The sequence below is a fragment of the Saccharothrix isguenensis genome, assembly GCF_052936305.1.
Map to the genome: position 1 here is coordinate 2,240,158 of NZ_CP193626.1, position 22,730 is coordinate 2,262,887.

At 71.8% G+C, this 22,730-nt stretch carries 21 protein-coding genes; 15 read left to right on the forward strand and 6 right to left on the reverse strand.

The window, feature by feature from the left end:
• Positions 1-24: 24 nt before the first annotated feature.
• Positions 25-837 carry an SGNH/GDSL hydrolase family protein gene (locus tag ACRAKI_RS10805; RefSeq protein WP_447006917.1) on the forward strand — a complete coding sequence of 271 codons (813 nt, stop codon included), beginning with the start codon at positions 25-27 and terminating at the stop codon, positions 835-837.
• Here the strand turns inward: ACRAKI_RS10805 and ACRAKI_RS10810 are convergent.
• Positions 797-1,234: a hypothetical protein gene (locus ACRAKI_RS10810; protein ID WP_447008385.1), complete on the reverse strand. Its 438-nt coding sequence runs from the start codon at positions 1,232-1,234 to the stop codon at positions 797-799. The genes ACRAKI_RS10805 and ACRAKI_RS10810 overlap by 41 nt on opposite strands.
• A gap of 370 nt (positions 1,235-1,604) precedes the next feature.
• Between ACRAKI_RS10810 and ACRAKI_RS10815 the strand changes: the two genes are divergently transcribed.
• From ACRAKI_RS10815 to mug, 3 genes are read left to right on the forward strand one after another with little or no spacing between them, the layout of a single operon-like run.
• The gene (locus ACRAKI_RS10815; protein ID WP_447006918.1) at positions 1,605-2,276 is read left to right on the forward strand and encodes a copper resistance CopC family protein; all 672 of its coding nucleotides are present in this window, start codon (positions 1,605-1,607) and stop codon (positions 2,274-2,276) included.
• A gap of 42 nt (positions 2,277-2,318) precedes the next feature.
• The gene (locus tag ACRAKI_RS10820) at positions 2,319-3,038 is read left to right on the forward strand and encodes a 5'-nucleotidase C-terminal domain-containing protein (RefSeq protein ID WP_447006919.1); all 720 of its coding nucleotides are present in this window, start codon (positions 2,319-2,321) and stop codon (positions 3,036-3,038) included.
• Complete coding sequence (gene mug / locus ACRAKI_RS10825) at positions 3,035-3,544, forward strand: G/U mismatch-specific DNA glycosylase (RefSeq protein ID WP_447006920.1); 510 nt, start codon at positions 3,035-3,037, stop codon at positions 3,542-3,544. The genes ACRAKI_RS10820 and mug overlap by 4 nt, the downstream gene beginning before the upstream one ends.
• Here the strand turns inward: mug and ACRAKI_RS10830 are convergent.
• Positions 3,521-4,270: a DUF742 domain-containing protein gene (locus ACRAKI_RS10830; protein ID WP_447006921.1), complete on the reverse strand. Its 750-nt coding sequence runs from the start codon at positions 4,268-4,270 to the stop codon at positions 3,521-3,523. The genes mug and ACRAKI_RS10830 overlap by 24 nt on opposite strands.
• A 120-nt stretch (positions 4,271-4,390) precedes the next feature.
• Here ACRAKI_RS10830 and ACRAKI_RS10835 point away from each other — a divergent pair, with 120 nt between their 5' ends.
• Both ACRAKI_RS10835 and ACRAKI_RS10840 read left to right on the forward strand, forming a co-directional pair.
• Complete coding sequence (locus ACRAKI_RS10835) at positions 4,391-4,648, forward strand: RNA-binding S4 domain-containing protein (protein ID WP_447006922.1); 258 nt, start codon at positions 4,391-4,393, stop codon at positions 4,646-4,648.
• A 119-nt stretch (positions 4,649-4,767) separates the two neighbouring features.
• Complete coding sequence (locus tag ACRAKI_RS10840) at positions 4,768-5,766, forward strand: IS481 family transposase (RefSeq protein ID WP_447003591.1); 999 nt, start codon at positions 4,768-4,770, stop codon at positions 5,764-5,766.
• Here the strand turns inward: ACRAKI_RS10840 and ACRAKI_RS10845 are convergent.
• Entirely contained in the window at positions 5,763-6,275 is a 513-nt protein-coding gene (locus ACRAKI_RS10845; protein WP_447006923.1) for a hypothetical protein, read from the reverse strand. The two genes, ACRAKI_RS10840 and ACRAKI_RS10845, sit on opposite strands and share 4 nt — an antisense overlap.
• A 573-nt stretch (positions 6,276-6,848) precedes the next feature.
• On the opposite strand from ACRAKI_RS10845, the gene ACRAKI_RS10850 reads away from it, so the two are divergent.
• From ACRAKI_RS10850 to ACRAKI_RS10885, 8 genes are all read left to right on the forward strand, one after another.
• Positions 6,849-8,330 (forward strand): sugar transferase, encoded by a 1,482-nt coding sequence (locus ACRAKI_RS10850; RefSeq protein WP_447006924.1) that lies wholly within the window; start codon positions 6,849-6,851, stop codon positions 8,328-8,330.
• Between the two features lie 13 nt (positions 8,331-8,343).
• Complete coding sequence (locus ACRAKI_RS10855) at positions 8,344-9,396, forward strand: Gfo/Idh/MocA family protein (RefSeq protein WP_447006925.1); 1,053 nt, start codon at positions 8,344-8,346, stop codon at positions 9,394-9,396.
• 28 nt (positions 9,397-9,424) lie between these two features.
• Positions 9,425-10,417, forward strand: coding sequence for an SDR family NAD(P)-dependent oxidoreductase (locus ACRAKI_RS10860; RefSeq protein ID WP_447006926.1), 993 nt, complete (start codon positions 9,425-9,427; stop codon positions 10,415-10,417).
• On the forward strand, positions 10,384-11,571 hold the full coding sequence (locus ACRAKI_RS10865; protein WP_447006927.1) for a DegT/DnrJ/EryC1/StrS family aminotransferase: 1,188 nt from the start codon (positions 10,384-10,386) through the stop codon (positions 11,569-11,571). Before ACRAKI_RS10860 ends, ACRAKI_RS10865 begins: the two co-directional genes overlap by 34 nt.
• A 250-nt stretch (positions 11,572-11,821) precedes the next feature.
• Positions 11,822-16,663 (forward strand): DUF4082 domain-containing protein, encoded by a 4,842-nt coding sequence (locus tag ACRAKI_RS10870; protein WP_447006928.1) that lies wholly within the window; start codon positions 11,822-11,824, stop codon positions 16,661-16,663.
• On the forward strand, positions 16,660-17,310 hold the full coding sequence (locus tag ACRAKI_RS10875) for a NeuD/PglB/VioB family sugar acetyltransferase (protein ID WP_447006929.1): 651 nt from the start codon (positions 16,660-16,662) through the stop codon (positions 17,308-17,310). Before ACRAKI_RS10870 ends, ACRAKI_RS10875 begins: the two co-directional genes overlap by 4 nt.
• On the forward strand, positions 17,307-18,401 hold the full coding sequence (locus ACRAKI_RS10880; protein ID WP_447006930.1) for a DegT/DnrJ/EryC1/StrS family aminotransferase: 1,095 nt from the start codon (positions 17,307-17,309) through the stop codon (positions 18,399-18,401). Before ACRAKI_RS10875 ends, ACRAKI_RS10880 begins: the two co-directional genes overlap by 4 nt.
• Entirely contained in the window at positions 18,398-19,003 is a 606-nt protein-coding gene (locus ACRAKI_RS10885) for an acyltransferase (RefSeq protein WP_447006931.1), read from the forward strand. Before ACRAKI_RS10880 ends, ACRAKI_RS10885 begins: the two co-directional genes overlap by 4 nt.
• Here the strand turns inward: ACRAKI_RS10885 and ACRAKI_RS10890 are convergent.
• The 3 genes from ACRAKI_RS10890 to ACRAKI_RS10900 are packed head-to-tail and all read right to left on the reverse strand — an operon-like array spanning position 18,963 to position 21,654.
• Positions 18,963-19,229 (reverse strand): hypothetical protein, encoded by a 267-nt coding sequence (locus ACRAKI_RS10890; protein WP_447006932.1) that lies wholly within the window; start codon positions 19,227-19,229, stop codon positions 18,963-18,965. The genes ACRAKI_RS10885 and ACRAKI_RS10890 overlap by 41 nt on opposite strands.
• Before the next feature lie 56 nt (positions 19,230-19,285).
• The gene (locus tag ACRAKI_RS10895) at positions 19,286-20,659 is read right to left on the reverse strand and encodes an O-antigen ligase family protein (RefSeq protein ID WP_447006933.1); all 1,374 of its coding nucleotides are present in this window, start codon (positions 20,657-20,659) and stop codon (positions 19,286-19,288) included.
• Positions 20,660-20,661: 2 nt separating this feature from the next.
• Complete coding sequence (locus tag ACRAKI_RS10900; protein ID WP_447006934.1) at positions 20,662-21,654, reverse strand: hypothetical protein; 993 nt, start codon at positions 21,652-21,654, stop codon at positions 20,662-20,664.
• A 93-nt stretch (positions 21,655-21,747) separates the two neighbouring features.
• Between ACRAKI_RS10900 and ACRAKI_RS10905 the strand changes: the two genes are divergently transcribed.
• Positions 21,748-22,707 (forward strand): TolB family protein, encoded by a 960-nt coding sequence (locus ACRAKI_RS10905; protein WP_447006935.1) that lies wholly within the window; start codon positions 21,748-21,750, stop codon positions 22,705-22,707.
• Positions 22,708-22,730 lie beyond the last annotated feature (23 nt).

Here is a 22,730-nt window from a genome sequence, read left to right on the forward strand (position 1 = left end):
ACGTCGTTGCGCGAGGGTCACACCGTGGCCAAGACGGTGCGCAGCCTGGTGGTCCTGGGTGACTCGACGACGGTGGGCGTGGGCGATCCCGTGCCCGGTGGGTGGCGTGGCGTCGGCCCGCTGCTCGCGGAGGCGTTCGCGGACGCGCGGTACCTGAACGCCTCGTTCACCGGGGCGCGGGTGGCGTCGGTGCGGCACGAGCAGCTGCCGAAGGTGCTGCCCCTCCGGCCGGACGCGGCGGTGCTGCTGGTGGGCATGAACGACACGTTGCGGTCCGACTTCGACGCCAGGCAACTGCACGTCGACCTGGACGCGATCGTGGGCGCGCTGGTGTCGGCCGGGTCGGCCGTCGTCACGGTGCGCTTCCACGACCACAGCAGGGTCTTCCGGCTGCCGGGGGCGCTGCGGCGGGCGTTGCGGGCGCGGATCTCGGAGCTGAACGACATCATCGACGCGGTGGTGCGGCGGCACGGGATCGGGTGCGTCGACCTCGACCTGATGGACGGCGCGTACTCGGTGGAGACGTGGGCGGTGGACCGGCTGCACCCGTCGGAGGTGGGGCACCGCCGGCTGGCGGCGGCGTTCGCGGAGCGGTTGGCGGAGGCCGGGTGCGAGGTGCCGGGCCGGGTGTCGTCGGTGTGCACGGGCGGGCTGACGGTGACCCCGCTGCACCACGTGGGTTGGTTGGTGCTCAAGGGGATCCCGTGGCTGTGGAGCCGGGGCCGCGACCTCCTGCCCCACGCCGCCGCGATCATGTACCGCTCGTGGGCGGGCCTCCCGGAACCACCCCGCTATGTCATCCGACCGAGTGATGACCTCGACCACGCGTTCGAATGACGTGGAGGAATGATCCGGTCACCGCCCCACCTGTTCCCCTCATCCCCGAACGTCCGGTCCATCGTGGACGAAGCGGTCGCCGCGCCGTCGACGGTCTCGTGCACGGGCTCGGCCGCCGCTTCGTCCGGGTCGCGCTGGGAAAGCCGGTAGACGGTCGACCCCCGATCGTCACGGCCTCGTGGTCCGCGGCGACCCACTCGCCGATCTCGCCGGTGCCGCCGCGTGCGCCGCTCCCGCCCATGCCGCTGCCGGAGACGAAGTATCCGATGCGGCCATCGGCGACGTACCGCTGGTATTCGGTCGGCGTCGGCGCGGGGCCGCCGCCGCTCCACCCGTCGATCCCGATCACGGCCTTGCCCGACGCCGGGGCCAGGGTCGCCGCGTCCTGCGCGTTCATCGTCGCCGCTGCCACGTGCAGGTGGTGTTCTCGGCGGAAGACCCTTCGAACGGGTGTCGGCCCGCGCCCCGGCTGCCGCGCGTTCCGAACGTGAACCGGCGGTTCGCGGCGGTGTTCGCGATGGCCGTGGCCGGCAGGGGCGGCGAGGTTGGCCCCTGCGCTTTCCGGCGCGCGGCGCGACGAACAGGAGCAGGTGCGCGACCGCTCGGTGCCCGCGGTCGACTCGGTGACGCCGGTGCGGCGCAGCAGTCCGCGCAGCCGCACCACGACCTCCTCCAGGATGGTGGCCGGCAGAGTGGTGGGCAGCTGCCGGCGAGGAAGGACTCGACCGACGGGCAGGACACACCCCCGACCCGGTAGAACTAGCGGTATGACCCGACGACTGGCGCTCTCGGCTCTCCTGGCGGTCCTGGCGTTGCTCGGGGCGGCGCCCCAGGCGTTCGCCCACACGGAACTGGTGTCGAGCGACCCGGCGGACGGCGCTTCGCTGCCGCAGCGGCCCACACGGCTCACGCTGACGTTCACCGAACCGGTGCCCGCCGAGAGCGCCACCGTCACGGTGACCGGCCCGGACGGCGCCGCCTGGCCGTTGGGCGAGGTCGCCGCCGAGGGCTCGACGCTGACCATCGCGATGGGGGAGAGCGGCTCACCGGCCGGCCGGTACGAGGTGACCTGGATGGTCGAGGCGCTGGACGGCGACTTCACCGACGGCACGTTCGCGTTCACGCTGACCGCGCCACCCGCGCCGCAGGCCCCGGCCGTCACCCCGCAGCCCGCGGTGACGTCCCCCGCCGCGACGTCTCCCGCCGTGACGTCCCAGGCTGGGACGCCCACCTCGGGACCGGACACCGGCTCGGTGGCCACGCTCAGCGCCGGCGTCAGCAGGACCACCACCCCGGCCGCCACGGGCGAGGACGACGGCGGCGGCCCGCCGTTGTGGGTGTGGATCCTGATCGCGGCGGTGCTGTCGGTGGCCGGCATCGCGGTCGCCGTCGCCCTGAGCAGGCGTTCGGGCGGGGACGCCGAGAAGCAGCCCGAGTAGTCAACGTCAATGGCTACGGTCTGCCGCACGACCGGATCTCCCTTGCACCGCCGCGCCGTGCTCGCGGGCGGCGCGGCGGGCGTGCTCGCCGCCGCGGGCTTCCGCACCGCGGCCCACGCGGCCCCGGACGACCGGGCCGGTGGACGGCGGTTCACGCTGACCGTCCTCGGCACCACCGACCTGCACGGCAACGTCTTCAACGGGGACTACTTCGCGGACCGCGAGTTCGACGACTCCGGGCACAACGACGTCGGCCTGGCGAAGCTGTCCACCCTGGTCAAGGCCGTCCGCGAGGAACGCGGCGCGCACCGCACCCTGCTGGTCGACGCGGGCGACACCGTCCAGGGCACCCCGCTCGCCTACTACTGCGCCAAGGTCGAACCCATCGGCCGCCGCCGCGTGCACCCGATGGCCGCCGCGATGAACGAACGCGGCTACGACGTGGCCGCCGGGCTCGACGCGCCGCCGACCTACGACGTCGACCTGGCGCGCCCGGTCGGGCAGCGGATCACCGGACTGGCCTACGACGGCGTCGCGGTGACGCCGGACCAGGCGTTCGCGGTGGCGGTGAACAACTACCGGCAGTCCGGCGGCGGCAACTTCCCGCACATCGCCTCCGCGCCGCTGCTGCACAACCGACAACCGGAGATCCGGCAGCTGATCATCGAGTGGGTGCGGGCGCACGGCGAGATCGACCCGGCCGCGTTCCACCGCACCGACTGGCGGCTGGTCGTGGACGGCAGCCCGGTGGTGGTGGCGTGACGTTGCCGGACATCGTCGGGCCGGGGTTGGACGTGCTGTTCTGCGGCATCAACCCCGGCCTGCTGTCCGCCGCCAAGGGGCAGCACTTCGCCCGGCCGGGCAACCGGTTCTGGCCCGCGCTGCACCTGTCCGGTTTCACGCCGCGCCGGTTGAGTCCCGCCGAGCAGGACGAGCTGCCCGCGTACGGGCTGGGCGTCACGAACCTGGTCGCCCGCCCGACCGCGAAGGCGGACGAGCTGACCGCCGAGGAACTGGCGGCCGGCGGGGTGCGGCTCACCGCGCTGGCCGAGCTGCACCGGCCGAAGGTGGTGGCGGTCGTGGGCGTGACGGCGTACCGGGCCGCGTTCGGGCGCAAGGCGGCGCGGATCGGCCCGCAGGACGAGCCCATCGCGTCGTCGCGGCTGTGGGTGCTGCCCAACCCCAGCGGCCTCAACGCCCACTACCAACTGCCCGCCCTGGTCGAGGTGTTCGGCCGGCTGCGGTCAGAGGTTGCGCAGGCCGGCTAGCACCCGGTCCAGGAGGGTCGGGTCCGGGCCGCCCGGTGCGGCGGCGTTGTGGTGCACGGCGACCACGCCCATCGTGATCAGGTCGCTGAGGAGCACCCGCGCCACGCCCAGCGGCACCGACAGCAACGCGGAGACCTCGGCGACCGACCGGGGGTTGGCGCACATCTCCACGATCGAGCGCTGCTCGGTGGTGGTGTCGCGCAGCGCGGTCGCGATGCCGTTCTCCTCCGACGAGATCAGCGTCTCCAGCCGGAGGTCGTAGTCGACCGACGTGCGGCCACCGGTCCACGCGTACGGGCGGACCAGCGGGCCGGAGTACTCGACCACGGCCGGTTCGGCCTCCGGCTCGCGGCTCGTGGGGGAGGTCGGCGGCTCGACGTAGTCGTAGGGGCCGTCGATCGGCGCGGTCTCCTCCAGCGGATCGTCGTGCCGACCCTCGTGCGGACTGTCGTACTGCGCGTCCTCCGGCTGTTCCTCCGGTCGCTCGTCCAGGGTGCGCCGCAGCGCGGCCGAGCCGAACCGGGCGCCGGTGGCGCCCACCTCGCCGCGCAACGACCGCCGACGCTTGCGCGGTTCGGGTGGCTCGTGCGGCTCGTCCTCGGTGCCGCGGCGCAGCGAGGGCGGGCCGAACCGCGCGCCGGTCGTGCCGACCTCGCCTCGCAGGGACCGGCGGCGTCGGGGTGCCGCGCCGCCGGTAAACTCGGGGTCTGAGCTGGCTGTGCTCACATCCCGGGAACCGTAGACCGAACCGCGTGCGGATGATGTCGCCCGTGTTTCGAGTCCGTGCAATCCTCGTTAACCAGCCGCACGTGCACCCGCACGTGCGCGCTGGAGGATGATGGGACGATGCGCATCCGCGAGGTCGGGATCTCCGACGACATGATCAGGTTGGGCCAGTTCCTCAAGCTCGCGGGTCTGGCCGACAACGGCGCGCACGCCCGTGAACTGGTCGAATCCGACGAGGTCACGGTGAACGGCCGGCTGGAGACCCGGCGCGGCGCGCAGCTGCACGACGGCGACGTGGTCGGGGTGGGCGACGAGAAGGCCCGCGTCGTGGCGAACCACCGGGTGAGCGACCAGGTGGACGACCAGGCGAACGGCTAGCTGTACTGCCCTGGGAGGTTGTGGGCGGTCCGACACGTAGTCGGATGATGTTGGAATGAGGGAGGGCCTCCGGGTTCGGTGTGGATTGCGACGTCTACACCAAGCCCACGGAGGCCCTCGTGACCCACGCTAACGCACCGCTGACCCCGGCGGGCAGGCTGCGCCTGGCCCGGTGTGTCGTGCAGGACGGCTGGCCGCTGCGACGCGCGGCCGAGCGGTTCCAGGTCTCGCCGACCACCGCCGCGCGCTGGGCCCGGCGCTACCGCGAGCACGGGGAGGCGGGTCTGGTCGACCGCTCCAGCCGCCCCCACCGCAGCCCACGCCGCCTGCCGACCCGCCGCGAGCGCCGCATCGTGAAGGTGCGTCTGGCGCGTCGGTGGGGGCCGGCCCGCATCGCCTACCTGCTCGGCCTGAACCCCTCCACGGTGCACCGGGTGCTGCGGCGTTTCGGCCTGGCCCGCCTGGCGCACCTGGACCGGGCCACCGCCGTGCCGGTGCGCCGCTACGAACACGCCGCGCCCGGCGACCTGGTCCACGTCGACATCAAGAAGCTGGGCAACATCCCCGACGGCGGCGGCCACAAGGTCCACGGCCGGCAGGCCGGCGGGCGCAACAGCTCCGCCCACCGCGACCCGGGCAGGCCGCGCAAGGTCCACGGCCGTCCCAACCTCGGCTACGCCTACCTGCACAACGCCGTGGACGACCACTCCCGCCTGGCCTACACCGAAATCCTCCCGGACGAGACCAAGCAGACCGCCGCCGCGTTCTGGACCAGGGCGCAAGCGTTCTTCCGGGCCGCCGGGGTGACGGTGAAACGGGTGCTGACCGACAACGGCTCCTGCTACCGCTCACACCTGTGGCGCGACACCCTCACCCAGTCCGGCATCACCCACAAACGCACCCGCGCCTACCGGCCGCAGACCAACGGCAAGGTCGAACGCTTCAACCGCACCCTGCTCGACGAATGGGCCTACGCCCAGGCATACCGGTCCGAGACCGAGCGGCGAGAGGCGCTGCCGCGATGGCTGCACACCTACAATCACCACCGCGGCCACACCGCACTCGGCGGCCAGCCACCCGCCACCCGCGTACCCAACCTCACAGGACAGAACAGCTAGCCGCGGCGGTACGCCCACTCCTCGTGCCAGCAGTGCGGGTAGACGCCGTGGCGGAAGTAGGCCGCCACGCCGTCGATCGGCGCCGCCGACCGGTCGTGGTAGAGCAGCCAGTACGGCAGCACGGTCGCCACCACCCAGTTCACCACCACTAGCGGCAGGTACAGGGGCCCGAACAGCCGTGCCTGGAACACGTGCACGGCCTCGTGGCCGTCCACCCCCATCCCGGTCCCGGCCTGCACCGGGCCGATCGTGGTGGCGAAGCCCTTGATCACGCCGTCGCGCAGCCCGAGCGTTCCCCGGCGCCTGCTGAACTCCGCGTCGACCCGGTTGCCGCGCGCCAGGGCGTACGCCAGGAACACCGCGCCCGCCGCCGTGTTGGGCAGGCTCCAGGTGGCGTCCACCACACCGAGCACGACCCCGCGCCACCCGCGCGGGTACAGCCGGGTGCGCCACGCCCAGCCGGCGTGGAACGCGCCGAGCAGGCCGCCGACCGCCACCACGATCGCCACCGCACCATTGTGGCCGGAGAAGTGGCGTGGGTCACCTCGGACGTCCGGCCGATCGGGAAATGCATCCGTCCGGTCACCTCGCGTGGCCGAGTGGTTGCGCCGAATAGTCGCAGGCGCTGTGTGGACGGGTGATTCCGGTCCGCCACCATGCGGTCCGGCGCGGTGAACTTCCGACACTATTCGACCCTATTGTGGTTCGGATCCGACCCGTGTCGAGAAGTCGCTGTAACGGAAACCGTCCCACGGTCGATGGACGTGTCCGCGTGCGTGCGCGACTCCCCGCGGGCCACTGTGGACAGCGGCGTCCCGGTGGTCGGGCAAGCCTTTTCCGGAACCGGCGGCGGTAACCCGAAGTCACCCGCCGACTCATCTGCGTGTGCGCCGAGTGTCGTACCGGGAATGGCCGTCCGGCCGTAGTTCACCGTTCGTGTAACGCACGTCGCCGACGAGACGAATGACCGTTTGGCGAGGCATAAAATCGCCGCAGCACATTTGCCGTACACCACGCGGGTCCGTCGGGGATGCCCTGCGATCGAGCACGCCGGAAACAGGCCGCACCGGGGGAGCCCCACGATGAGCGAACAGGTCCAGCCCACGAGACGCAGACCCGTCACGGGGGCCGGAGCCACGAAGCGCACGACCAGCCCCACGGTCGGCTCCTGGGAACCCGCCTACCGCTACGGCGTGATCGCCGCCGACGTCCTGTGCACCGTCGTGGTCGTCATGGTCGTGGGGGCGATCATGTCCGCCCGGCACGCCTCGTTCGCACCGCTGTCCCTGCTCGCCCTCGAATCGGTCACCGTCGCGATCGTCGTCGGCTCGCTGCTCCTCAACCGGGTGTGGAACCCGGCGGTCCTCGGCCAGGGCGCGGAGGAGTTCCGCCGGTTGGGGCGGGGCATGTTCGGCTCCGTCGTCGCGCTGGGCCTGGGCGCGCTCGCCGCCGACCTGCCCGGCGCACGCCTGTGGGTGTTCGTCGTCGGACCGGCCGTCGCCCTGGTCGCCTTCCCGGTCCGCTACCTGCTCCGCCGCCCGCTGCACCGCGCCCGAGGCGAGGGCCGCTGCCTGCTGCCGGTGCTCGCCGCCGGCCACGCCGACACCGTCACCGACTTGATCAGCCGCACCCGCCGCGCGCCCCACCTGGGGTGGCGCGTGGACGCCGTGTGCACCGTGGACGGCCGCGCCGAGGTGGGCGTCGAACTCGAAGGCGTCCCGGTCGTCGGCCGGTTCGACGACCTGGGGGAGCAGGTCCGGCGCGGCGGCTACCGGATCGTCGCCGTCACCGCCGACGCCTACTGGACGCCCCGCCGGCTCCAGCGGCTCGCGTGGGACCTGGAGGGCACCGGCACCGAGATGGTCGTCGCGCCCGCCCTGATGGACTTCGCCGGACCCCGGCTGCACGTCACCGGTGTGCTGGGCATGCCGCTGCTGCGCGTCAGCGAACCGTCGTTCACCGGCTTCCGCCGCGTGGTCAAGGCGACCGTGGACAAGATCGGCGCGGCCCTGCTGGTCGCGCTGCTGAGCCCGGTGCTGCTCGCCGTCGCGGTGGCGATCATGGTCGACACCAGGGGGCCGGTGCTCTACAAGCAGCGCCGCGTCGGCAAGGACGGCGTGCCGTTCACCATCCTGAAGTTCCGCACCATGATCACCAACGCCGACGCGCTGCGCGCCAGGCTCCAGGCCGTGAACGAGGGCGCGGGCGTGCTGTTCAAGATGCGTCGCGACCCGCGCGTCACGCCCGTCGGCCGGTTCCTGCGGCGCTACTCGCTCGACGAGCTGCCGCAGCTGTTCAACGTGCTCGCCGGCCGGATGTCGCTGGTCGGCCCCCGGCCGCCGCTGCCGGAGGAGAGCGCGAAGTACGGCCCGGACATGCGCCGCCGGCTGCTGGTGAAGCCCGGTCTGACCGGGTTGTGGCAGGTCTCCGGGCGCAGCGACCTGTCGTGGGAGGAATCCGTGCGGCTCGACCTCCGGTACGTGGAGGACTGGTCGCTCGCGCTCGACGCGTTGATCTTGTGGAAGACCTTCCGCGCCGTCTTCGGCGGTCAGGGGGCCTACTGATATGAGGAGCGAGATGGACCAGCCGATCGGCATCGCCGTGATCGGCGCCGGCTACTGGGGACCGAACCTGGTGCGCAACGCCCAGGCCACCCCCGGGTTGACGCTGCGCTACCTGTGCGACCTGGACGTGGAACGGGCCCGCCGCGTGCTGGGCGACTACTCCACCGTCCGGGTGGCCGGCTCGCTGGACGACGTGCTCGCCGACCCGGCCGTCGACGCGATCGCCATCGCCACCCCGGCCGCCACGCACCTGCGGGTCGCGATGGCCGCGTTGCGCGCGGGCAAGCACGTGCTGGTGGAGAAGCCGTTGGCGGCGAACTACGCGGACGGGCTGGAACTCGTCCGCGAGGCGGACAGCCGGGGCCTCACGCTGATGCTCGACCACACCTTCGTCTACACGCCGACCGTGCAGCACCTCCGGCACCTCGTGCGCAGCGGCGAGATCGGCACCGTGCAGTACCTCGACTCGGTGCGGGTCAACCTCGGCCTGGTGCAGCCCGACGTGGACGTGTTCTGGGACCTCGCGCCGCACGACCTGTCGATCTTCGACGCGATCATGCCCGACGGCGTGCGCGTGACGCGGGTCGCCGCGCACGGCTCGGACCCGATCGGCGCGGGGCGTGCCTGCGTCGGCCACCTCACGCTGGAGCTGTCCGACGGCGTGATGGCCCACGTGCACGTGAACTGGCTGTCCCCGACCAAGATCCGCACCATGATCGTCGGCGGGTCGCGCCGCACGGTGGTCTGGGACGACCTGAACGCCGTGCAGCGCCTGTCCGTGCACGACCGGGGCGCCGACCGCATCGAGGACGACGAGGACCGCCGCCAGGCGATCATCTCCTACCGGCGCGGCGACACCGTCGCACCGGCGCTGCCGGAGAAGGAGGCGCTGCGCGGGATGATGGCGGAGTTCGCCGCCGCCATCACCGAGAAGCGCGCGCCGCTGACCGACGGCTGGTCCGGCCTGCGGGTGCTGGCGACCCTGGAAGCCGCCTCCGCCAGCCTCGCCGCCGGCGGCGGGTTCGTCACCGTGGCGCAGCTCGACGACCAGCTCGCCACCGCGTAACCACTGAAGACACGGAAGGACAAGCACCATGTCGGAAGCGGCTCAGCCGATCACCGGGCAACGGGCCCTCGTCACCGGAGGGGCGGGCACCATCGGCTCGGCGGTGGTGGACCAGTTGCTCGCCGCCGGCGCCGCCGAGGTGGTCGTGCTGGACAACTTCGTCCGCGGCCGGCGGGAGAACCTGGCCGACGCCGCCGCGTCGGCGGGCGACCGGCTCACCGTCGTGGAGGGCGACATCAACGACCGGGCGCTCCTCGCGGACCTGAGCCGGGGCACCGACCTGGTCTTCCACCTCGCGGCCATCCGGATCACGCAGTGCGCCGAGGAACCGCGGCTCGCGCTGGAGTGCCTGGTCGACGGCACGTTCACGGTCGTCGAGGCCGCCGCCGAGGCGGGCGTGAAGAAGGTCGTCGCGTCGTCGTCGGCGTCGGTGTACGGCCTGGCCGAGGTGTTCCCCACCACCGAGCGGCACCACCCGTACAACAACGACACGTTCTACGGCGCGGCCAAGGCGTTCAACGAGGGCATGCTGCGCAGCTTCCACGCCATGAAGGGCCTGGACTACGTGGCCCTGCGCTACTTCAACGTCTACGGGCCGCGGATGGACGCGCACGGCAAGTACACCGAGGTGCTGATCCGCTGGATGGAGCGCATCGCCGACGGCAAGCCGCCGCTCATCTTCGGCGACGGCGCGCAGACCATGGACTTCGTGCACGTGCACGACATCGCGCGCGCCAACATCCTGGCCGCGAAGGCGCCCGTCACCGACGAGGTCTACAACATCGCCAGCGCCGAGGAGACCAGCCTCAAGGACCTGGCGCTGGCGATGCTGTCCGCGATGGACTCCGACCTGCCGCTGGAGCACGGCCCCGAGCGCGCGGTCAACGGCGTCACCCGCCGCCTCGCCGACATCTCCGCCGCGTCCCGCGACCTGGGGTGGAAGCCGGAGATCGGGCTGGTGGACGGCCTGCGCGAGCTGGTGGTCTGGTGGCGCGACGCCGTGGCCGGGGCGTCCAGGTGATCCCCGTCATGAAGCCGTGGCTCGGCCAGGAGGAGGCGGACGCCGCCGCTGCCGCCGTGCTGTCCGGCTGGGTCGCCCAGGGACCGAAGGTCGCCGCGTTCGAGGACGCCTTCGCCCGCCGCGTCGCCGCCGTGCACGCGGTCGCGGTGACGTCGTGCACCACCGCGCTGCACCTCGCGCTGCACCTGCTGGACGTGCGGCCCGGTGACGAGGTCGTGGTGCCGTCGCTGTCGTTCATCGCCACCGCCAACGCGGTCCGCTACTGCGGCGCCACGCCCGTGTTCGCCGACGTGGAGCCGGAGACCGGCAACCTGTCCGCCGCCACCGTCGAACCGGTGCTCACCGACCGCACCCGCGCCGTCATCCTGGTGCACCAGGCCGGTGTGCCCGCCGACGTCGACCCGTTGCGCGCGCTGTGCCGACCACGCGGCATCACGGTCGTGGAGGACGCGGCGTGCGCGGCAGGCTCGACCTACCGGGGTGTGCCGGTCGGCGCGGACGCCGAGCTGTCCGCCTGGTCGTTCCACCCGCGCAAGCTGATCACCACCGGTGAGGGCGGGATGCTCACCACGAACCGCGACGAGTGGGCGGTCCGCGCCAAGCGGCTGCGCGAGCACGGCATGAGCGTCAGCGCGGCCGAACGGCACAGCGGCGGCGGCGCCGTCGTGGAGAGCTACCTGGAGACGGCGTTCAACTACCGGATGACCGACATCCAGGCCGCCGTCGGCCTGGTGCAGCTGTCCAAGTTGGACGCGATCGTGCGGCGTCGCCGTGAACTCGCGGCCCGCTACCACGAGATGCTGGCGGACGTGTCGGAGTCGACCGGCCAGGGCCTGCGCGCGGTGCGCGACCCGGAGCACGGCACGACGAACTACCAGTCCTACTGGGTCATGCTGCCCGACGACTCGCCGTTGTCGCGCAACGACGTCCTGGCCCGGCTCGCCGAACGGGGCGTGTCGGCGCGCCGCGGGATCATGGCGGCCCACCTGGAACCGGCGTACGCGGGCCACCCGCACGTCGAGCTGCCGGTGACGGAGGCCTTCACCCGCCGCTCGCTGATCCTCCCGCTCTACCACGACCTCACGGCCGCCGAGCAGGACACCGTGGTTCACGAGCTGACGGCGGCACTCCGCGTGCCGCTCGCCTCGCGCTAGCCACACCAGCGCAGGACACCCCGTCGGCGGGCACCGCCGTCGCCCGCCGACGGGGAATCACCGCGCGTCGATCACGGCCGGTGACGTGCGGGAACCGCTCGGCGATCGGCGGTACACCTCATCCCCCGGTGGTGTAACGCGGCGTGCGGTCCGGGCGACGATCGGAGCAACGGCACTCCGCTGGGCGATGCAGTGCGCGCCCGATCACCCGTTGTCACGGCCGCGTTTTTGTGCGAAAGGTGAAACACCCATGACCGCCGACCGGAAGCGGGCCAGACCCGTTCTCGCGGTACTGCTGCTGCGCCTGATGGTCGTGTTCGCCCTCACGGCGTCGACCATCGTGGTCGTCGGTCTGCTGCGCGCGCCCGAGGCGGCAGCCGCCCCGTGCGACGCGCCCGTGGTCAACAAGGTGGCGTGCGAGAACACCAAGGCGGGCACGCCGAACTGGCAGGTGTCCTACCGGGACGACGGCATCCTCGGGTTCACCACCGACATCAGCACCACCCCCGGCGGCCGGGTCGACTTCAAGATGCTCACCAGCGCGTCGTCCTACTACATCGACATCTACCGGCTCGGCTACTACGGCGGCGTCGGCGCCCGGTTCCAGGAGCGCATCACCCGCAACACCACGCAGAACCAGGACCCGTGCCTGCGCGGCACGGACGGCAGCGCCCTCATCGACTGCGGCAACTGGGCGGTGTCGCTGAGCTGGAACGTGCCTACCACCGCCGTCTCCGGCATCTACTACGCGCGCACGCACCGCAACGACAACGGCGCGGAGAACGAGATCGTCTTCGTCGTCCGCGACGACACCAGCACCTCGAAGATCCTGTTCCAGACCTCCGACTCGACCTGGGTCGCCTACAACCGGTACGGCGGCAACAGCCTGTACTTCGGCGACGGCCCCGGACAGGGCGGCCAGGCGTACAAGGTCAGCTACAACCGCCCGTACACCGGCGGTGACGGCGACGACAACTTCATCTTCAACGCCGAGTACCCGATGCTGCGCTTCCTGGAGGCCAACGGGTACGACCTGAGCTACACCACCGACGCCGACTCGGCCCGGCGCGGCCACCTGATCAAGAACCACAAGGTGTTCATGGCCGTCGGCCACGACGAGTACTGGTCCAACGAGCAGCGCGCCAACGTGGAGGCCGCCCGGGACGCGGGCGTGCACCTGGCGTTCCTCACCGGCAACGAGATCTTCTGGAAGCACCGGTGGGAGAAGAGCATCGACTCCTCCCGAACCGACTGGCGCACCATCGCCTGCTACAAGGAGACCAAGGGCACCCAGAACGACAACCTCAGCGACTGGACCGGCACCTGGCGCGACCCGCGCTACCCCGAGCAGGACGGCGGACGGCCCGAGAACGCGTTGCTGGGCAACATCTTCACCGTCAACGGCCGACGCGACGACTCCCTCCAGGTGCCCGCCGCCTACGGCAGGATGCGGCTGTGGCGGCACACGTCGCTGCAGAGCCTCCCCTCCGGCTCCACCTACACGTTCCAACCCGGCACGCTCGGCTACGAGTGGAACACGGTGGAGGACAACGGCTTCCAGCCGCCCGGCGTCGCGCAGCTGTCCCGCACCACCGTCACCATGCCGGACGGCCCGTACGTCCTCCAGAACCACGGCGACCTCTACACCCCCGACACCAAGACCCACGCCATCACCTACTACAAGCACCCGAGCGGGTCGCTGGTGTTCGGCGCGGGCACGGTCCAGTGGGCCTGGGGCGTGGACGACGACCACGCGTTCCTCACCAACACCCCGACCTCCGACATCCGGATGAAGCAGGCCACGGTCAACTTCCTCGCCGACATGGGCGTGCAGGCGACGACGTTGCAGGCCGGTCTGGTGCAGGCGACCGCGAGCACCGACACCCAGGCGCCGACCGTCGCGTTCACCACCGTGCCCCCGCTGTCCAAGGTGGGCGTCGCGTACACGTTCTCCGGCACCGTCGTGGACGTGGGCGGCCAGGTCGGCGGCGTCGAGGTGTCCACCGACGGCGGCACCCGCTGGCACCTGGCGTCCTGGCAGGCCGGGCAGACGGCGTGGAGCTACACGTACACCCCGACCGAATCCGGCCCGGCCAGCCTGCGCGTGCGCGCGGTGGACGACTCGGCGAACCTGTCGACGCCCGTCGTCGCCACACCCGGTGTCAACCCGCGCACCTGCCCGTGCGGACTGTGGACCACCGCGGACACCCCGAAGGTCGCCGACAGCGGTGACGCGTCACCGCTCGAACTCGGCGTGAAGTGGCGCGCGAACAGCGACGGCTACGTGCGCGGCGTGAAGTTCTACAAGGGGCCCGGCAACACCGGCACCCACACCGGCACGCTGTGGGACGCCAACGGCAACCAGATGGCCACCGGCACCTTCACCGGTGAGACCGCGACCGGCTGGCAGACCCTGACGTTCGCGCAACCCGTGCAGGTGCTCGCCGGCGTCACGTACGTCGTGTCGTACTTCGCGCCCAACGGGCACTACTCGTACGACCTGGAGTACTTCTTCCAGCAGCCCCGCTACCTCGAACCGCTCACCGGCCTGAAGAACGGCGCGGACGGCGTCAACGGCCTGTTCCGGTTCGGTTCCAGCGGCTTCCCGACCCAGTCGCACTGGGGCAGCAACTACTGGGTCGACGTGGTGTGGGCGCCGGACCCCGGCCCCGACCAGCGCGCCCCGCTGCTCACGTCCACCACGCCAGTCAACGGCGAGGGCACGGTCGCGCTCACCCCCGTCGTCTCCGCCACCTACGACGAGGCCATCGCACCCGGCTCCGCCCAGTTCACCGTGACCGGACCGAACGGCGCGGTGTCCGGCTCGTCGGCCCTCTCCAACGAGAACAAGACCGTCACCTTCACCCCGAGCCAGGCCCTCACCCCGAACACCGGCTACTCGGTGGCGCTGCGCGTGTCCGACGCGGCGGGCAACCAGACCCCGCAGTCGACGTGGTCGTTCACCACCGGCGCGACCCGGCCCGCGACGTGCCCGTGCACGATCTGGGACGACTTCGCCCGGCCCGCCGAGTACGCCGCCAACGACCCCACGCCGATCGAGGTCGGCACCAAGGTCCGGTTCAACGGCAAGGGCGAGGTGCTGGGCGTCCGGTTCTTCAAGGGCACCGGCAACACCGGCACCCACACCGGCTCGCTGTGGTCGTCCACCGGCCTGCTCCTGGCCACCGGCACGTTCACCAACGAGACCGCGAGCGGCTGGCAGAAGCTGACGTTCGCGTCACCGGTGGTCGTGCAGGCGAACACCACCTACATCGTGTCGTACTACGCGCCCCACGGGCGTTATGCGGTCAGCAGCGGCTACTTCGCCGGCCAGGGCGCCGGTTACGCGGGCATCCGGGCACTCGCCGACGGCGTGGACGGACCCAACGGCGTGTACCGCTACGGCAGCGGCGGCGTCGCGCCCGGTTCCACCTACAACGCGACGAACTACTGGGTCGACGTCGTCTACCGCAACGGCCTCAACGGCGACACCACCCCGCCGACCTCGACGGGCCGGTCACCGGGCAGGGACGCGACGGACGTGGCCGCCACCACGCCGCTGACGATGACGTTCAGCGAACCCGTCGACCCGGCCAGCGCCCAGATCTGGCTGTCCGACCCGCGAGGCGCGCAGCTCACCGGCACGCTGTCGCTGTCCGGCGACCAGCGCACCGTCACCTGGACGCCGACCGGCAAGCTCATGCCGAACACCCGCTACACCGCGAGCGTGCTGATCGCCGACGTCAACGGCAACCCCATGCCGGAACCGGAGACGTGGTCGTTCACCACCAGCGCGGCCGTGATCTGCCCGTGCACCCTGTTCAGCTCGGCCACGGTGCCCACGGTCGCCTCGGCCGACGACAACGGCGCGTACGAGCTGGGCGTCCGGTTCACCCCGACCACGGGCGGCCGGATCACCGGTGTGAAGTTCTACAAGGGCGCGGGCAACACCGGCACGCACACCGGCTCGCTGTGGTCGCCCACCGGGCAGCGGATGGCGACCGGCACGTTCACCGGAGAGACCACGAGCGGCTGGCAGACGCTGACGTTCGCCGCACCGGTGTTCGTGTCGGCAGGCGTCACGTACACCGCGTCGTACACCACGACCACGGGCCGGTACGCCGTGGACAGCGGGTACTTCAGCGGCTACACCCTGGCCGCCGGACCGCTGGGCGCCCCTGAGGCGGGTGACGGCGGCAACGGCGTCTACCGCGCCGGTTCCGGCTACCCGACGAACTCCTACGCGGGCGGCAACTACTGGGTCGACGTGGTGTACCTGCCCAACGACGACAACACCGCGCCGGTCGTCAACGGGCGCACCCCGCTCGACGGCGCCGGCGACGTGTCCAGGACGTCACCGCTGACCGCGTCCTTCGACGAGCCGGTCGACCTCAGCACGGCCCAGTTCACGCTCGCCGACTCCGGCGGCGCGAAGATCGCGGGCACGCTGTCGCTGTCGGCCAACCAGCAGCAGGTGACGTGGACACCCGCCGCGCCGTTGGGCGGCGGCATGACGTACACCGCCGGCCTGCGCATCGCCGACGTCTACGGGAACGTGATGACCGCCCCGACGACCTGGTCGTTCACCACGACCACGGCCGGCGGCTGCCCGTGCTCGCTGTTCAGCGCGGCGACCGTGCCCACCGTGGCCTCGGCCGACGACACTGGCTCCTACGAGCTGGGCGTCCGGTTCGTGCCCTCGGTGAACGGCTCCGTCACCGGGGTCAAGTTCTACAAGGGCGTCGGCAACACCGGCACGCACACCGGAACGCTGTGGGACTCGGCCGGCAACCCGCTGGCCACCGGGACGTTCACCGGTGAGACCGCGAGCGGCTGGCAGACGCTGACGTTCGCCGCACCGGTGCCCGTCAACGCCGCCACGAGCTACGTCGCGTCCTACACCGCGCCGAACGGCCGGTACGCCGTGGACACCGGGTACTTCATGGGCAACGCCGTGACCAGCCCGCCGCTGAGCGCACCGGCCACCGCCGAAGGCAGCCGCAACGGCCTGTTCCGGTCCGGCCCCGGGTTCCCGGAGTCGTCCTACGCGGGCAGCAACTACTGGGTCGACGTCGTGTTCACCACCGGATGAGCCCGCGGCCGCTGCTGCTGGTGGGTGGCGGCGGACTGGCCCGCGAAGTCCTCGCGGCCGTCCGCCTCCTCCCCGACCTCTGGCACCCCGTGGGCGCGCTCGACGACGACCCGGCGCGCCACGGCGCCGACCTCGACGGCCTGCCCGTCCTCGGCGGCACGGACCTCGTGCACTCGACGGACGCGGCGGTGGTGGTGTGCGTCGCCAACGCGCACCGGCCACTCGGCAGGCTGAACGTCGTCGCCCGGTTGGGCCTGCCGGAAGACCGGTGGGCCACGGTGGTGCACCCGGCGGCGTCCGTCGCCGTGGGGGCGGTGGTGGGGCCGGGGACGGTCCTGCTCGCCGGAACGGTGGTGACGACACCGCTGCGCTTGGGGGCGCACGTCGTCGCCATGCCGCACGTGCTGATCACCCACGACTGCTCGATCGGCGACGGCGTCACGTTCGCCGGTCGGGCGTCGCTGGGCGGGTCGGTGCGGGTCGGCGCGGGCGCGTACCTCGGACAGGGCTGTGCGGTCCGCGAGGGCGCGTCGATCGGCGCGGGGGCGGTGGTGGGCATGGGTTCTGTGGTGCTGACCGACGTGCCCGCGGGGGAGGTCTGGGTGGGGAACCCCGCCCGGCGGCTGCGAGAGGGGAACGGTTCGTGATCGACATCCCGCTGGTGGACCTGCGTGCCCAGCACGAGCAGGTGGCCGACGAGGTCGCCGAGGGCTGGGCGGAAGTCCTGAAGAACACCGCGTTCGTCGGTGGACGGCAGGTGGCCGAGTTCGAGGCCGAGTTCGCGTCGTACCAGGAGGTCCCGCACTGCGTGGCGGTCGGCAACGGCACCGACGCCATCGAACTCGCGTTGCGCGCACTGGAAATCGGGCCGGGCGACGAGTGCGTGCTGCCCGCCAACACCTTCATCGCCACCGCGGGCGCCGTGGTCCGGACCGGCGCCACACCCGTCCTGGTGGACTGCGTGGCCGACACCGGCCTGATCGACGTCTCCCAGGTGGCCGACGCGTTGTCGCCGCGCACCAAGGCACTGATCCCCGTGCACCTGTACGGACAGGCCGCGCCGGTCGAGGAGCTGCGGGCGTTCGGCGTGCCGATCGTGGAGGACGCGGCCCAGGCCCAAGGCGCCCGGCGGCACGGCGTGTCGGTCGGCGGGCTGGGGGACATCGCCGCCACCAGCTTCTACCCCGGCAAGAACCTGGGCGCGTACGGCGACGGCGGCGCCGTGCTGACGACGTCCGCCGAACTGGCCGGTGCGGTGCGCCTGCTGCGCGAACACGGCTCGCCACGCAAGTACGAGCACTCGGTGGTCGGCTTCAACAGCCGCCTGGACACCCTCCAGGCAGTGGTGCTGTCCGCCAAACTGCGCCGCCTGGAGGCCTGGAACAGGCTCCGCCGAGCCGCCGCCGACCGCTACTCGTCGTTGCTCGCCGACGTGCCCGGCGTGACGCTGCCGGTGGTGCTGGAGGGCAACGTCCCGGTGTGGCACCTGTACGTCGTGCGCGTGCCGTCACGCGACCGGGTGTTGGCTTCGCTGCACGAGGCGGGGATCGGTGCGGGCATCCACTACCCGACGCCGGTGCACCTCACGGGCGCGTACACCGACCTGGGGCACGCGCCGGGCGACTTCCCGGTCAGCGAGGCGGTGGCAGGCGAGATCCTGTCGCTGCCGCTGTTCCCGGAGATCACGGTGGGGCAGCAGGAGCGCGTGGTGGTGGCGTTGGCTGAGGCCGTGCGATGAGCGAGGTGCTGGGGGTGAACGAGGTGTTCGTCCACCCCAAGGGTTTGTGCGAGAGTTCGGAGGTCGGGCCGGGCACGCGCGTGTGGGCGTTCGCGCACGTGCTGCCGGGGGCGCGGATCGGCCGGGACTGCAACATCTGCGACGGCGCGTTCGTCGAGGGCAAGGCGGTGCTGGGCGACCGGGTGACGGTGAAGAACGGCACGCTGGTGTTCGACGGGGTGGTGTGCGAGGACGAGGTCTTCCTGGGGCCGAACGTCCTGTTCACCAACGACTTGCGGCCACGAGCGGCGATCCGGCGAACCGGCGACGCCCTCCTGTCCACCACCGTCCGCCGTGGCGCGACCCTAGGTGCCGGTGTGGTCGTGGTCTGCGGCATCGAGATCGGCGAACACGCCTTCGCCGCCGCCGGGTCCGTGGTCACGAAGGACGTCCCGGCGCACGCGTTCGTCGCGGGCAACCCGGCGACCCACAAGGGCTGGGTGTGCGCGTGCGGCCGACGCCTGGACGCCGCTCTGGATTGCGCCGACTGCGGCAACCACTACGTTGAGGGCGAGAAGGGCATCACCGCAGCTCCTGGGGCCGGCGCGACATCACCCGATTGAGTTTGGCGGCCAGGGGCACTTTCGGCAGAACGATTTCGTTGCCGGAATACAAGGAGGCGGCGCCGCGGCCCCCGATGCACAGCCAAGCACCGCACCGCCCACCGTCGACCACGCCACCCTCGACCACACCGCCTTCGACCACCCACCACCCGCCGCCCTCGATCACCCACGGCCCCTCGACCACCCACCACCCGCCGCCCTCGATCACCCACGGCCCCTCGATCACCCGCCGCCCTCGGTGCTGGGAGCGCGCGACTCCGGTGATCAGGTCGTTGGTGGCGCTCAGGCCGTTGGCACGCCGGCCCCGGCAGCCGCCTTGCGCTCCGCACGGGCGACGCGGAGCAGAGCGCCGGTCATGCCGATCAAGGTGAACACCAGGCCGGTGGCCACGCCGAAGCCCAGGAGGTCGAACGTGGCCGACCCGATCCCGCCCGCCAGCACCCCGGCCAGCAGGGCGCTGGCCAGGCTCCGGGTGTGCTCGTCCCGGCTGAGCATCCGGACCCGGATCGCCGCGTACGCCGCCGCCAGGAACATGCCGATCAGCGCGAACAGCCCGAAGTACCCGTTCTCGATCAACGTCAGCAGGAACTGGTTGTCCAGGATCGTGTACTTCGTCGGCAGGTAGGTCCCGAATCCACGTCCGAGCAACGGGTTCTCGCTGATCTGCTCCGCCGCCGCCTCGTAGTCCGCCGTCCGCGCCTTCACGCTCGGGTCGTCCTCGATGTTGGCGAACATCCCCCGGATCGTGCCGAAGAGTCCGGGCACGACGAGGCTCGCGCCCAGGAGGAACCCGCCGCCCACCACCAGAGTGGTGATCTTGCGCCGCCTGGGCAGGGTCGCGATCATGATCACCCCGGCCACCGCCATGCCGACGATCGCGGTCCGTGACAGGGACGTCATGGCGCCCAGGCCGACCAGCGCCAGGCACACCAGCCACCGCATGTGCGGCGTGCCCTCGTCCTTCGCCTGGAACACGTAGTGCGCGCCCAGCGGCACGGCTATGGCGCACACCAGGCCGTACTCGATCGGGTGATTCGTGGTCCCGGTCGGCCGGCGGAAGATCGACCGGGACTCCATCGCCGAGTAGCCGTTCTCCTGGGCGCGGAGCCCCGGCAGCGACACGTAGCCGGCCAGGTCGATGCCGAGACCGAACTGCACCAAGCCGACGAACGCGATGACCGCCGCGCAGCCCAGCACCAGCCGGAGCACCCGGTCCAGCCGCTCCTTCGTGCGGATCGCGTCGCACACGAACACCGCGACCGCGATCATCGACATGATCCGGATGATGCTGCTGTCCGCCACCGTCAGCTCGTCGGTCGGCAGCCACCGCCGCGTCGCCACGCCGTAGGTCGCCAGCTGCGACGCCAGGTACAGCGCCACCGCCGTGCGCACGACGTTGCGCCCCTTGCTCATGCCGACCGTGTCCACCATCTGCCCGGACAGCCACAGCACCCCGAGCAGCAACGCCACCAGGAGCGCCGGCGGCAGGGTCATGGGCACGAACGACAGCACCAGCCGGGCCGGGATGATCAGCAGCGCCATCAGGAACAGGCACACCAGGGTGGCGCCGTCCACGCGCCGGCGCTCGGGGCGCTCCGCCCGCGCGGACCGCTCGGACGTCTGCTCCGGCGACTGGTCGGGCGGCTGCTCGGACACGGTCAGGGTCTGTCGTCGTTGGTCGGCCACGCCGGACCGCCGGGCTTGCCTGTGGCGTTCCGCGCGCCGGGCACACCGGGTGCCGCGATCTTCACCGTCTGCTCGCTGGCCGTCGGCTGCGGGCGGCGGGTCGGCGGGCCGGGAGGACGGCGCGGCACGCCGTTGGAGGGAGGAGGAAGCGGCGGAGGAGCCGACTTGGGCGCGGAGTAGGTGGTGACCGGAGGCGTCACGGTGGTCTTGTCGGCGTCACCCGAGCCACCCGAGCCACCCGAGCCACCCGAGCCCGCTGAACCGCCCGAACCCGCTGAACCGCCCGAGCCACTCGAACCGCCCGAGCCCGCACCCGCTGCCTCACGCCGCCGCCGCAGCTGGTTCAGCACGCTGTCGCCACCGAACGTGGCCGCCGTCGTCAACAGCATCAGCAACACGAACGCCGCGCCGGCGTACCGGACCTTCCCCCCGATCTGCGCCTCGGCCGCCGTCGGGTTCACGATCACCTGGGACGTGATGAAGGTCGACTCCGGCGCCTTCAGCGACGTCTGCTGCTTGTCCAGCTCCTTCGCCGCGAACTCCATCACCGTCGTGATCATCCGCTCGGCGGCTTCCGGCGTGCTGCTGTCCGCCGTCACGAACAGGAACGGTCCGCTCTGCCCACCACCCGCCGCCGTGAAGTTGTCCGGCGAGTCCTTGTCGATCCCCAGCGACTCCTTGCGCGTTTTCGGATCCGCCAGGATCTGCGCCAGGATCTGCGAAGTGGTCGACAGGCTGCCGTCGAACGCCAGCAGCGGGTTGACGCGCACGGCGTCGTCCGGCGAGATGTTCTCCGAGAAGGTGCCACCGGCGGCGGGCGACGTGAGCACCATGACGCCCGACGACTGGTAGCGCGTGGGGATGGACAGGAACACACCGAGCGCCACGGCGACGGCAGTGATCGCTGCGGGCAGGGCGATGTACCACCGCCTGCGCAGCGTTCGCACGGCGCCCCAGAAGTCCATCCGCTCCCCGATCCACGTTTACCCCGCGTGTGTTCGCGCAGGGTGTTGTTACTCTGAAATCGGCCGACTCGCGCCTAGGCGTTACAGGTGGTGATGGACTTGGGCTCCCGGCGCGTGGTGCTCGCCGTCGCGGCCATCGTACTGGTCGTCGCGGCCGGGGTGGTGTATGTGACGTCCGTCGTGCGCGAGACCTCACCCGTGCCGGTGGCATCGGTCGACGGCGACCTCATGTTCGTGGCCTTGGCGGACGGCCGCGGCCGGGTCGAGCAGGTGCGCCTGGCCGATCCCGCCGCCCGCAGCGCCACCTCGATGACGTGCCAGCGCGTGTACCGGTCGGGCGGGACGACGGTGTGCCTGCGGTTGGCCGGACCGGGTCCGACGTACGCCGCCGAGGTGTCGAGGGACGGCGCGGTGGCGCAGGCGGTGCCGCTGCCCGGCGTGCCGAGCCGGGCGAAGGTGTCCGCCTCGGGCCAGGTGATCACGTGGACCTCCTTCGTGACCGGCGACTCCTACGCGGTGCCCGGTGGTTTCTCCACCCGCACCGGCTTCCTCGACCTGCGGACCGGCGAGGCCGTGGAGTCCCTGGAGGGCTTCACCGCGATGGTCGAGGGGCAGCCCCACACCGCGCAGGACGTGAACTACTGGGGCCTCACCGTGGCGGGGGACGACCGCACGTTCTACGCGACCCTCGCCTCGGGCGGCTACACCTGGCTGGTGAAGGGCGATCTGGAAGAGCGTCGCCTGGAGTCGCTGCGTCGTGACGCCGAGTGCCCGTCCCTCTCTCCCGACGGCACGAAGGTCGCCTACAAGAAGCGCATCGGCCGCCTCGGCCCGTGGGAGCTGGCCGTGCTCGACCTGGAGACCGGCGAGGAACGACGACTGCCCGGCACGGCGGGCGTGGACGACCAGGCGACGTGGCTGGACGACAACCGGCTGGCGTTCGCCGCCGTGCCCAAGGACGCCAAGCTCTCCTCGATCCACGTGGTGCCCGCGGACGGCTCGGCCGCCGCCGTCGTCCTGATCCCGGACGCCGGCTCGCCGTCCCCGGCCTGAGCCGGCCCTCGCCCACGACACCC